Here is a 12,096-nt window from a genome sequence, read left to right on the forward strand (position 1 = left end):
TAGGGTGCTTAGGGCGCACCTTACCATTGTGTAGCGTGCGCCCTAAGCACCTGATATTAACAAAAAACAGTGAGTATGCTAATAATATCTGCTAAATCGGGACAACTCGGCAACCGACTGCTGCTTTTTGCTAATTTCATTGCTTGGGCTATCGAGCATAATTTGACTGTTCTCAATCCTGCTTTTGACGAATATGCAGAATTCTTTGTGGGAACCGCTGGGGATTTTTTGTGTTGTTATCCTCCTCCACTTTTTACCGCAGCAGGTAACAAGTTTGTCAGAAGTAAATATTATAATTTTATTAAGTATTTAAGCAACAAAACAATAATATTAAAAACGCAAAAAATAACCAGAAAAGAACCTTTTAGTTGGCTCAAATATCAGCAAATAGAAGAAATTAAGCACCGTTCAATTGTTGCTTTTCAAGGCTGGCTATTTCGAGATGGCTGGTTTGTAGAAGATGTCCCCAAGTTACACAAGTACGCCGACCCGATTAGAGCCTACTTTGAACCATTAGAGCGATATAGAATCAATGTAGATCGTTTGATATTGAATTTAAAAAATAACTCTGATATGCTCGTCGGAATTCACATCCGCCAAGGGGATTATGCTCAGCATCAAAACGGAAGGTACTTTTACACAACTGAGCAATATTTAGAAGTCATGAATTCTGTGGTAAGGCTATTTGAAGAAAAAAAAAATAAGTTTTTGATTTGTTCTAATATTCCGCAAAATCAGAGTTTATTTGATAATTTTAACTGTGGATTTGGCAGCGGTCATTTAATTGAAGATATGTATGCTTTGGCTGAGTGCGACTATGTTGTCGGGCCGCCTAGCAGTTATACTATGTGGGCTTCTTTTTATGGAGATAAACCTCTTTATATGATCCGCAATGTCAATAAAACAATTAACCTAAAAGATTTTGTACATTTTTATGAATGGCAAGGAGTTTTTCACGATCGAGATGAGTGGAGTGAGAGCTTTTGGGAGTGGACACACTGAGGGAAATAAGTAACTCAATAAGTAAATTAATGAATTCACATAATAAATTAGCAGTTAAGGGATTTATCACTATTTTAACTGGTCTTTACTCTTTCCAGGATTGCGTTCATTTTCTGGCGTCTGTCAGGAAGTTTCACCGCGAACCCATTATTGTTTTAATAGATAGAGTTCCTCAAATTTTATACCCTTTACTTCAGGTGTTTGGAAATGTCATATTGAAACCTGCACCATCTCATGAAAATCCTGTTTTAGCGTCGCGGCTAGCTAAGCTGGCTTTGTACGGGGAATCTCTGTTTGAGAAAACTATTTATATGGATTGTGATATTTGTTTGCTGTCGCCAATAGATGAGGTTTTTGATTTTCTTGACGGGGTGGATTTGTTGGTGACGGAAGATGTGCAGCCTGCGATTGCTAAAGCTGCAAATTTATTAAGAGTCAAGCAGGATATTCTGTCAACTTTGCAGTCTGTCGGGTTGCCGCTAAATGAAAATAGCATTCAATACAATGGCGGATTTATCGCTTTTACGAAAAGCAGTAAAACTCAGGAATTGTTCACAAATTTTAAGAAATATTTCGAGAGGGTAGTTGCGCATCAAAATGTGCTACTCTTAAAAGACCAGGGTGCTTTTGCGGCGGCTGTTGAATCTGTGAAACCGAAAATGACAACTTTGTCCCCTGTTTACAACTACTTGGATAAGTGGAAAGATGTTTATGCGATCGAGAAACCGATTAAAGTAATGCACTGCACTTATCCTTACCGCCCTCAGTACGCGAAGAACGTGACGCGATCGCTCTTTACTAGAATAGTCGATCGCATTGCTAAAATATTTTTACCAAATCAACTTAACAATCCCTGGCGTTTAAAATAATTAAAGTTTGTTGGCAAACTGCATCAAAAGCAACAAAATTCAGCCAACAATTCAAAAAAATTAGCCTCAACATATCCGAATATTTACCTAAAATAAGTATTGCTGGCTTGAATAAAAGTCCTAGATGCGTCACTGGGTTTTTTTTACCAAAATATTTCGTTGCTGCCCTTTTCCCTGGTTAAAAACCAGGTTTCTTTGGTCTGGGGCGCGGAAGTCCCGATTGCCTTGACAAAAGTTCGGTTAAGCAGGAAAATCAAACAAATGTTTTAAACAAAATACTCAGTGAAAGTTTCATTAGTAGTAAGCGATTTGTCAGGAGGAGGTGCAATTCGTGCTTTTCTTTTAGCTCAAGTCCTGATCGAACTTAAATGTGATGTAGAAGTTGTTGGATTTCAGTTGGGCAAGGAATTGTATGCTATTCCTCCCAGAGACATCCCGGTATGTGCGATACCGGGTAAAAATTATCCGGGGTTTTTGATGGATGCTCAAAAACTTTTGAAAAAAATAGATGGGGATATTATTTATGCAGTCAAACCTAAACCTACAAGCTTTGGTTTATCGCTGCTAAAAAAACTGGCAAATCGCCACTCTATAATTTTAGATATAGACGACTGGGAACTGAGCTGGTACAGTGGAGATGAATGGCAATACCGTCCCTCTTTCAAACAAATTTATCGAGATATTTTCAAACACAACGGTCAATTGAGAGAACCCGATCATCCCCTCTATCTCAAGTGGATGGAAAGTCTCATCCACCGTGCTGATGCAGTCACTGTTGATACTGAGTTTTTAAAACAGCGTTTTGGTGGTGTATATTTGCCTAATGGCAAGGATACTGCAATGTTCGACCCTGCTAAATACAATCCTGAATTGAGCAGACAGCGTTACGGCTTGTCCGGGTATAGAATTCTGATGTTTCCCGGAGCACCACGACCTCATAAAGGTGTTGAGGATGTTTTGATGGCTCTGGAACAGTTAAATGAGCCCGATTTAAAATTAGTTATCGTCGGCGGAAGTCCTTATGATGATTATGATGATAAACTTGTGAAACAATGGGGGCGTTGGATTGTGAAACTGCCACGGTTTCCAGTCGAGACGATGCCGTCCGTTGTAGCGGGGGCTCATGTTGTCGTTGTTCCTCAGCGAGACACTCTCACAGCCGTGGCTCAGTTTCCGCTCAAGCTGACAGATGGCATGGCAATGGCTAAGCCTGTTTTGTCTACGCGAGTGGGGGATATTCCAGCAATTTTAGGGGGAACGGGTTATTTAGTCGATCCGAGTTCTCCCGCTCAAATTTCACAAAAAATTAAATGGATATTTCAAAATTTTACAGTGGCTAATTTACAAGGAATGAAAGCTCGGGAAAGATGTGTAAAAGAATATAGTATTCAAGCAATGAAACCGATACTTTCAGATATAATTGCAGGTATGTAAAGGTTATTTTAAAACTACTCAATGGAGGAAGAAAAACTGGCTGTTATTAAAGAATATTTTGAGATGCCGTACTGTTTAGCTGGGAATGCTTCATGTCTGCCAATAAGCTACTCCTAAAATTTGCCAGACGATATCCCGGCAGGATTCTCTTAACCGTGATTCTGGGCTTTTCTGGCGCTTTATTCAACGGTATCAGCACTACTCTGATTGTACCAGTGCTTTTAAGTTTTTTAGAGGAAGCTATCGAGCTGCGCGGCGCTCCACCTCTAATTAAAACTTTGATGTATCCCTTTGAGGGAATGCCAGGAAATCAGCGTTTAATGGTGATGACCGGCGCGATTGTTCTGGCAATCTTTTTGAAAAATATTGCGAGTTATATCAATACTTTAGTAGCTACTTCTCTGACGCGCTCTCTGACTTTTGATTTGCGAGAAGCAGGTTTGCGGTTGTTGTTAGAAGTAGATTTAGATTTTTACTCTAAAACTAAAGTCGGGGATTTAATTAATAGATTGGGCGGAGAGATTGGTCGGACTGCTAGTGCAGTTGGCACGGCGATAGGAATGTTTACTACCTCAATCACTGTTTTGGTGTTTGTGGGTCTGCTGCTTTCTCTTTCGTGGAAACTGACGGTGACAGCTACAGTTTTGCTGTCGTTAGTTGCTTGGACAAATCAATATATTATTAACCGTTCCAAGCATTTTGGCTATCTGCTTTCTGAAATGTCGAAAGATTATTCGATTAGGGTGCTGGAAACCATTACTGGGATTCGGCTGGTCAAGTCAACAGGGAACGAGGAAAGGGAGTATCAGCGGATCAAGCATTTAATTCAAAGGCGAGAACAAGCGGATTTTCAGGCTCAGGTAAATTATGCGGCGATCGCCCCAATTAACGAAGTTGTTAATTTAATAGTTATAATTTTGATTGTATTTATAGGTCGCACAATATTTGCGAATGAGATAGAGTCTATTTCTACAATTTTATTAACCTATTTATTGGTAATGTTTAGGTTAATTCCTTTAATTTCTCAATTGAATAGCGGGCGCAGTCAATTTGCAAATACATCGGCTAGTGTAGAGGTGGTTAATGAATTTTTGAGGTGCGACGACAAGCCATTTATGGTGAACGGTTCTGTGTCCTACACTCATTTGCGATCGGGAATTCATTTTAATAAAATATCTTTTAGTTATCCGAATCACAAAAATGTAGTTCTTAAAGGAGTAGATTTATTTCTACCTCACGGCACTACGTTGGCTTTGGTAGGAACTTCGGGTTCTGGCAAGTCAACTTTGGCAGATTTACTGCCGAGATTTTACGATCCTACTGAAGGTCATATCTCGATCGATGGCAGGGATTTGCGCGAATTTGAGCTAAAAAGTCTCAGACAAGCGATGGGTATTGTTAGCCAAGATACGTTTTTGTTTAATGCTTCAGTGCGCGAAAATATTGCTTACGCTAGGCCCCAAGCGACTGAGGAAGAAATTGTGGAAGCGGCGAAGGGAGCGAATGCTTACGAGTTTATCCAACTGTTGCCGGAGGGGTTTGATACTCAAATTGGCGATCGGGGCGTGATCTTATCGGGAGGGCAGCGTCAGAGAATTTCAATTGCTAGAGCTTTGCTGCAAAACCCGGAAATCTTAATTTTAGATGAGGCAACGAGTTCGCTGGATACGGTTTCGGAAAGGTACGTGCAAGCGGCGATCGAGAAATTGAGCTGCGATCGCACAACCTTAGTCATCGCCCACCGCCTCTCCACAGTCCAAAAAGCCAACAAAATCGCCGTGATCGATCGCGGACAAGTCGTAGAAATGGGTTCCCACGAAGAATTGCTAGCAAAAGGAGGTTACTACACTCGCTTGTATTCAGTCCAATTTGCCGAAGAAACCGCTCGCGATGAAGCTCTAATTAGAGGTTCTTACGAAATTCGCACTCGCCTGACTCCTATGATAGCTTACCTCAAATTGCTAGTAGATGAAATGGTAGACTCTCCCGAAGAAAGAGACGAGTTAATCAGAGAATCATTTCACTCTGCTGCTAATATTTTCACGACTTTAGAATTTATAGAAAATACTATTAAGCGTCAGGCTGTTAAAAAGTAGTCAGTTGGCAGTTGACAGCAGTCAGTAGTCATTAGTCAACAGTCTGCACAGTCAACATTTACCAATTATCAATTACCAATTACCATGTCTAAATATTATGTATTTTTCACCAGAAATATCTTGCCGCAACCCAATGTAGCGAGCTTAGTTCAAGTTGCGCACTCTGCCAATGCCGCAGCAAATCTAGGTTATCCAGCAGTTTTGGTATACCTCCGAAAAGGATGGAATGCTTGGAATCCCGTTGATTTACTTCGTCCTTTTCCACCGAGGAAACCGGATGACCAACTTGCAAAAATTTATAATCTTCAGGAACAATTAAAAGTAGCAGATTTGCCCGTCCCGTGGCCGATCGACCTTTGGGACAGCAAGTGGACGAGTTCGAGTACGATCGTCTCAAAATACTATTTACCGATTCACCTGGTTAAATCCACTAAAATTGTCCACACCCGCGACTGGAACTTTGTCAAAGCTGCCATTAAAAACCGAATTCCCGCTATCTACGAACAGCACCACCACGAAGACAAAAATTTTCAACCAGAAGTCGTTCGCAATCCTCTATTTCAAATTGCTGTAACTGTTGCAGATACTGTCCGAGACAGCATGATTAAGAATGGGATGCCACCCGAAAAAGTAATTAAGCTGCACAACGGTTTTAACCATTTGTTTCTCGCCAGACAAACAGAAGCAGCCCAGAATTGGCGACACCAATTATTAGGAGATGGAAGACGGCATTTAGCAGTTTATGCGGGAGGACTTTACCCGTTTAAAGGTGTTGATATGTTGGTGGATGTGGCTAAGGAATTGCCGCAGGTTCAATTTGCGATCGCGGGCGGTGATTTATCCCAAGTAACAGCCTACCAACAGTTAGCCAAAGACAAGCAAGTTAACAACATTAAATTTCTCGGCTACCTGCCTCAAAATCAACTGGCTAGCTTGCTGCAAGCAGCCGATGTTTTGACTCACCCGCACAGTTTGACAGAGGCCGCGACGTTCACATCTCCTTTAAAATTCTTTGATTACATGGCATCGGGAACTCCGATTGTGGCGACGGAGATTGCATCTTTAATGGAATTTAAATCGGGAAATATAGCAGCAACTTGGTGCGAACCGGATAATCCGCACCTGTTCGCGCAAAGCATTCGAGATAGTTTAACCAAATATCCGAGGAAAATCGAAGGTTATGCAGAAACATTAAATTTTGTCAAGCAATTTTCGTGGGAAAATCGGATCGAGAGAATTTTGAGTTATGTGGGTAAGCAAGTGCGATCGCAAATCATTCATTAATCCTCATCCGATAATTTTAAAATTCGTAGGGGCGGGTTTTACCAACAATCATCGCCTAAAATTAATAAGTTCATAAACCCGCCCCGCCCACGCGAAAACCAGATTTATTATTAAAAATGAACCCAAAAATCATCGGCACAATCACCACCTATCCAGGCATGAACCAAAGCGACTGGCTGTGGCAACAAACCCCCCACAACTTCGGCAAATGGGGCAACATTCAAATGCTCGCCAACCACCCAGAACCAGACTTTTTACTCATGTATCAATTCGACTTTCCTCGATCGCCCAAAAAGCAGTCATGGCTCGACAAAATCCGCCGTCCAAGCCCCCAAAATCCAGAAAAGGACATTCGAGAAAAATTGCGCGGTGTCCCCAAGGAACGCATAATTTACCTGATCCGCGAGCCACCATTACCAGAAGTTATTGAAATTACCAAAGCCAACTACGAACAAGCCAAACTTTATTGCGGTTACGTTTCCGGGCCCGACGATTTCGCACCAAAACCAGATTATATGCCCGCGATTTGGTATCACTCTAACTCGTTTCGAGAACTCGATGAAATGCCTGCGCCGCCGAAAACTAAATCCTGTTCTTGGATTACTTCAGGTGTTAGCCGCACCGCCAATCACCGCCACAGATTAGACTTTATCAAATTGCTGCGATCGCAAGAATTGGATTTTGACCTTTACGGGCGAAACTTGCCAACTTGGGCGCGCGGTAACGGGACTGTCAACAATAAATGGCACGCCGTCGCGCCATACTATTACAACTTAGCTATTGAAAATTATGCGGAAAACGATTGGTATGTCAGCGAGAAGCTTTGGGATGCTTTGTTAGCTTGGTGTTTGCCAATTTATTACGGCAGTTCGGCGGCGGATAAGTTGTTGCCGGCGGGGAGTTTTCTGCGGCTGCCGAGTTTGGATAAGAAAGGAGTAGAATTTATTAAAGAGGTTGTGGCTAATGCGGATTATTGGCATGAAGCCAGGGATAAAATTGCCGAAGCCAGACAAATCATTCTCCATGAATTAAACTTGCTCAATTGGCTGTCTAACTTTGTATCTTAGGAAATAACGCAATGACAGAAAACCAAAATCAACCCAGAGAATACGATGCCGTCAAGGGCGGTGAATCTCAAGTGCCATTCGCGGCGGCTGTTTTAGGCGGGATTTCCGGCGTTAAGAGCCGTTTGGCTTCACCGATTGTCGAGGTGAAAATTGCTGCACTGTCTGAAGCACTGAAATATGGAGAAGCTGGATTAGATTTAATAATTGCGGCACTGCAAGATGAATCGATGCAAGTAAAATTAGCTGCCTATTCACTGCTGAAAGATAGAGATGACTTAAAGCTTAAACCCCTTTTCCCTCAAGACTATCTCCCTACATTTGACTTTGATGTCATCACCGTCGATGCTGAAGGAAAAGAAAACAGCCACCGTAAGTCCTTTGCTCGCTTTTTTCCTGAAGACTTAGGGAAAGGAGTTATGCTAGAAATGGTTTATATTCGCGGTGGCACATTTATGATGGGTTCGCCAGCAACAGAGGAAGGTAGAGACAGTTGTGAAAGTCCGCAGCATCAAGTAAAAGTATCCGCTTTTTTTGCAGGCAAATATCCCATCACCCAAGCACAGTGGCAAGCAGTGATGGGAAAGGGAAACAACCCATCGAGTTTCAAAGGCGAAAAACGTCCTGTAGAAAATGTATCGTGGAATCTGGCCGTCAAATTCTGTGGCAAACTCTCCCAAAAAACCGGGAAACCATATCGTCTTTTGAGTGAAGCAGAATGGGAATACGCTTGCCGTGCCAGTACAACAACCCCATTTCATTTTGGGGAAACCATTACCGCAAATTTAGTCAACTATCACGCAAACAGCCCCTACGCAAACGCCCCCAAAGGACTTTACCGCCGAGAAAGAACCGATGTAGGTAGTTTTCCCCCGAATGCCTTTGGACTGTACGAAATCCACGGCAATGTTTGGGAGTGGTGCAGCGATAGGTGGCACACGAACTATAATGGTTCACCAACTGACGGAAGTTCATGGGCTTCTGGCACAAGTTATCCCCGGGTGCAGCGTGGCGGTTCCTGGCTCAATAATGCGGTCGATTGCCGCAGTGCTCATCGTCACTGGGATTGTGCTGGTAGTGGCGACTCAAGCATCGGTTTTCGCGTGGCGATCGCGTCGGTTTCTCCATCGTCTTAGTCTCTTACGATCGCGCCGTTTTCTACCTTTAGATAATTCGGCGGTGGAAACCGCAACGACACAAACAAAGTCCGCCTTCGCGAGACTATAGATATGAATGGAATTTGCACGCTAGCCAACGATACAGTTTACGACCAACTAATTGCCTTGCTCAACAGTATTGAAGTTATCTTAGGCTCAAATACTCCTGTCTGTATTTATCCTTTCGACGACCAGATAGAGCAAATTAAAACTGAAATTGTTAACCGTCCCAAGGTCTTTATTTATGAAGATAGCGCCTCAATTCAGCAATGGGACGAATTCATGCAAGCAGCCGCACCAGAGCGTTTGAACCGCAAAAAGTTTCGGCTTTACGGCGCACACCGGCGCTTTTGCGCTTTCGACGGCCCGTTTGAAAAGTTTATCTATATGGATGCGGATACTTTGGTGATGAATTCCCTTGATGCGGTTTTTCAGAAGTTAGAGTCATCGGATTTTGTGGTTTATGATTTTCAGTTTTGCGACCCAACTAAAGTATACAAAATTCAGTCACCAAAACTCCTCGAAGTTTTTGAGCAAAATCGGATAGACTCGGAAATATTTTGTTCTGGATTTTACGCCAGCAAGCAAGGATTGTTTGAGCAAGATACTAGGGAATGGCTGTTAGCTCAACTGCAATCGGGCGAGGCGGAAATTCTCTATGAAGGTGCGGGAGAACAGCCGTTGCTCAATTATATGGTGATGAAAACGGGGATAAATAGCTATAATTTTGCTTATAGCCTCCCGGATGGCGAAAAAACTGGGTGTAGCGTCACTTCTAAACATTTTGAAGAGCAAGATCGGATTTTGTACGACAAGGGAAACCGACTTACTTACATTCATTATATTGGTGTGCCGCCGGATTTAATTCGGAGAGTTTGTGCGGGGGAAAATATTAAGTTTCCCTATCGCGATTTGTTCCTGCATTACCGCTATCTCCGCGAACCGTCCAAGCGTCCGATTTTTGCCCAAGCGCCAAAGTCTTATACTGAGGTTTCTGCGCCGAATTTGTTAAAAAGGGTATTGAGAAGGTTGAGGATAAATGTATGAGTCGCGGTATTTATATTGTTGCGAATGATAAGGTGATCGAAAGTGCGATCGCCCTTTTAAACACCATACGTCTGTACAATTGTCAAGTACCAATTTTTCTGATTCCCTTCGACGACAATTATCAGCAAGTCGCAGCCGCACTCAGCAGTCTCCACGGGGTGCGATTGTTCCCAAATGTGGAGTTTGTCGAACAGTTTACCAAAGAAATTGGCCAAATGTTCGATCGCAACTTTTTAGCACTGCCTAATAAAATGCGAAAACTCGCCGCCTGGTTTGGCCCGCTTGATGAATTTCTATACATCGATACCGATATCATCGTCTTTGAAGACATCGCAGCCAACCTTAACAAACTATCAGAAGTAGACTTTTTTTGCTGCGACTACCACCACCTCAGCGAAAAACTGCGAAATGTATTTTCACCACTTGTAAAAGAACAAAATATCTTTACAGACTCCCAGCTTCAAGATGTATTCAACAGCGGTTTTTGGGCTTCCAGAAAAGGAACTATTACAGAATCGCAAATGTATGAAATTTTGCGAGAATGTTCGCAGCATGGAGAATATTTTGACTTTACTCAAAATGTCACAGACCAACCTATACTAAATTATATCATTCTTAAACTGATTCCCAAGCGCTGTAATCTTGTTAAAGATTCAGCCATAGAACCGGGAAGCTGGGCTGGTTCCAAGCATTTTCAAGAAATAAATTATGTTCTTTATGACAAAGGCAAAAGGTTAAAATATCTTCACTGGGCTGGGATACCGATTAAATCCGGTAGCCCTTATTGGAAACTTTGGAAACATTATCGTTATCTCAATGAGGAAGAGGAAAAACAAAATTTAGTGCAAAAAATATTTCGATATTGGCATGGATAAATAATATTGTTTGTAGTCACACGGCGATTGAAATCTCTAGCAACGCAAGCACACAAACAAAGTCCACGCGGACTAATAAATTAACTGATTTCCAGACTGAGCCTAGTAACGAGTAGAATTCTTCAATCTAAAATCTAAAATCTAAAATCTAAAATCCGATGACTGATGGCATTTATCTTCTAGCAAACGATGTTGTTTTTGACCACTTAGTCGCTTTATTGAACAGTCTCGAAGTCAATGGGGCCAAAGATATTCCAGTTTGCATCATTCCCTATGATGATAACTTGAAAAAAGTGCGATCGCACATTTCCCGCCTACACAATGTAACCCTGTTTGAAAATACCGATTCAATCATTTTCTGGGAAGACTTTGCAACTCAAGTTTGGAAAACTCATGCAAAAGCTCAAAAAGTTTGGCAATCTCAAGGTTTGAAACCTGTTCAATGTTTGGAAATGCACCGCAAATTATGTTGTTTCGACGGTCCTTTTGATAAATTTATCTATTTTGACGCAGACACTCTGTTAATGGGTTCTCTAGATTACATTTATCAAAAGGTTGATGATTTTGATTGGGTAGCAAACGATTTTCAATACAAATCAGACCTCAATTATATATTTGATTTGTCCTCCCCAAAATTACCTCAAATTTTAAATTTTGACGAATTGAAATCTCATATTTTTTGTGCGGGTTGGTTTGCGTCGAAAGCCGGGGTTTTAAATCGAAATAATTGCTATCAACTTTTAGAAAAATTAACATCAGGAGAAGCGGAAATTATGTCTTTACGGGGCGCTGACCAATCTTTACTTAACTATTTAGTCGCCCGCAGCAAAATCTCTTTTTACAACTTTGCATATGCTCAACCCGAACAGGTAACGGGAAATCATTGGTCTTCTCAATTTGATGTGATAGATGATGTTTTATATGATAAAGGGCGGCGGCTGACTTACTTGCACTACATGAGTATTTCGGCTGCAAAGTTTACTCAATTGTGTGCTGGCGAAGATGTTGAGATTCCGTATCGGGAGGTATTTCTGCACTACCGCTATTTGAATTCACCGGAAAGACAGCCAAAACTCGCGCCTCCAAATTTGTTGGTTCGCTTGCAGAGAAATCTCAAAAGTTGGGGAATTCAAAAAGTTAACAATGTTCAATTTAAGTGGCGGAATTTTTGGGATAGATATAGCAATCCTAAATGAGTCGTAAATTTTTTACCCCACCCCAACCCTCCCCTTGGTAAGGGGAGGGAGTAAGAAATTCACAAATGATTG

Annotated in this window: 10 protein-coding genes; all 10 read left to right on the forward strand. The window is 41.8% G+C overall.

Going from position 1 to position 12,096, the window contains the following annotated elements; translation table 11 throughout:
* Positions 1-75 precede the first annotated feature (75 nt).
* The 10 genes from E5S67_RS04780 to E5S67_RS04825 all read left to right on the forward strand — a co-directional run bounded on the left by E5S67_RS04780 (position 76) and on the right by E5S67_RS04825 (position 12,024).
* Entirely contained in the window at positions 76-1,002 is a 927-nt protein-coding gene (locus E5S67_RS04780) for an alpha-1,2-fucosyltransferase (RefSeq protein ID WP_172185924.1), read from the forward strand.
* A gap of 29 nt (positions 1,003-1,031) precedes the next feature.
* On the forward strand, positions 1,032-1,871 hold the full coding sequence (locus E5S67_RS04785; protein ID WP_172185925.1) for a glycosyltransferase family protein: 840 nt from the start codon (positions 1,032-1,034) through the stop codon (positions 1,869-1,871).
* Between the two features lie 282 nt (positions 1,872-2,153).
* Positions 2,154-3,305, forward strand: a complete 1,152-nt coding sequence (locus E5S67_RS04790; RefSeq protein WP_172185926.1) for a glycosyltransferase — start codon at positions 2,154-2,156, stop codon at positions 3,303-3,305.
* Positions 3,306-3,397: 92 nt separating this feature from the next.
* The gene (locus E5S67_RS04795; RefSeq protein ID WP_172185927.1) at positions 3,398-5,401 is read left to right on the forward strand and encodes an ABC transporter ATP-binding protein; all 2,004 of its coding nucleotides are present in this window, start codon (positions 3,398-3,400) and stop codon (positions 5,399-5,401) included.
* Between the two features lie 84 nt (positions 5,402-5,485).
* On the forward strand, positions 5,486-6,685 hold the full coding sequence (locus tag E5S67_RS04800) for a glycosyltransferase family 4 protein (protein ID WP_172185928.1): 1,200 nt from the start codon (positions 5,486-5,488) through the stop codon (positions 6,683-6,685).
* Positions 6,686-6,801: 116 nt separating this feature from the next.
* Entirely contained in the window at positions 6,802-7,752 is a 951-nt protein-coding gene (locus tag E5S67_RS04805; RefSeq protein ID WP_172185929.1) for a glycosyltransferase family 10 domain-containing protein, read from the forward strand.
* 11 nt (positions 7,753-7,763) lie between these two features.
* A complete protein-coding gene (locus E5S67_RS04810) occupies positions 7,764-8,885 on the forward strand; it encodes a formylglycine-generating enzyme family protein (RefSeq protein ID WP_172185930.1) in 1,122 nt (373 codons plus the stop codon).
* A 93-nt stretch (positions 8,886-8,978) separates the two neighbouring features.
* Complete coding sequence (locus tag E5S67_RS04815) at positions 8,979-9,953, forward strand: Npun_R2821/Npun_R2822 family protein (protein WP_172185931.1); 975 nt, start codon at positions 8,979-8,981, stop codon at positions 9,951-9,953.
* Positions 9,950-10,828, forward strand: coding sequence for an Npun_R2821/Npun_R2822 family protein (locus tag E5S67_RS04820; protein WP_172185932.1), 879 nt, complete (start codon positions 9,950-9,952; stop codon positions 10,826-10,828). The genes E5S67_RS04815 and E5S67_RS04820 overlap by 4 nt, the downstream gene beginning before the upstream one ends.
* Before the next feature lie 158 nt (positions 10,829-10,986).
* Positions 10,987-12,024 carry an Npun_R2821/Npun_R2822 family protein gene (locus E5S67_RS04825; protein WP_172185933.1) on the forward strand — a complete coding sequence of 346 codons (1,038 nt, stop codon included), beginning with the start codon at positions 10,987-10,989 and terminating at the stop codon, positions 12,022-12,024.
* Positions 12,025-12,096: the final 72 nt, after the last annotated feature.

This window comes from Microcoleus asticus IPMA8 (genome assembly GCF_013179805.1).
GTDB lineage: Bacteria > Cyanobacteriota > Cyanobacteriia > Cyanobacteriales > Microcoleaceae > Microcoleus > Microcoleus asticus.

Coding starts and splice junctions, on each gene's coding strand:
- E5S67_RS04780 (WP_172185924.1), top strand. CDS start 76: ATGCTAATAATATCTGCTAAATCGGGACAACTCGGCAACCGACTGCTG.
- E5S67_RS04785 (WP_172185925.1), top strand. CDS start 1,032: ATGAATTCACATAATAAATTAGCAGTTAAGGGATTTATCACTATTTTA.
- E5S67_RS04795 (WP_172185927.1), top strand. CDS start 3,398: ATGTCTGCCAATAAGCTACTCCTAAAATTTGCCAGACGATATCCCGGC.
- E5S67_RS04800 (WP_172185928.1), top strand. CDS start 5,486: ATGTCTAAATATTATGTATTTTTCACCAGAAATATCTTGCCGCAACCC.
- E5S67_RS04805 (WP_172185929.1), top strand. CDS start 6,802: ATGAACCCAAAAATCATCGGCACAATCACCACCTATCCAGGCATGAAC.
- E5S67_RS04810 (WP_172185930.1), top strand. CDS start 7,764: ATGACAGAAAACCAAAATCAACCCAGAGAATACGATGCCGTCAAGGGC.
- E5S67_RS04815 (WP_172185931.1), top strand. CDS start 8,979: ATGAATGGAATTTGCACGCTAGCCAACGATACAGTTTACGACCAACTA.
- E5S67_RS04820 (WP_172185932.1), top strand. CDS start 9,950: ATGAGTCGCGGTATTTATATTGTTGCGAATGATAAGGTGATCGAAAGT.
- E5S67_RS04825 (WP_172185933.1), top strand. CDS start 10,987: ATGACTGATGGCATTTATCTTCTAGCAAACGATGTTGTTTTTGACCAC.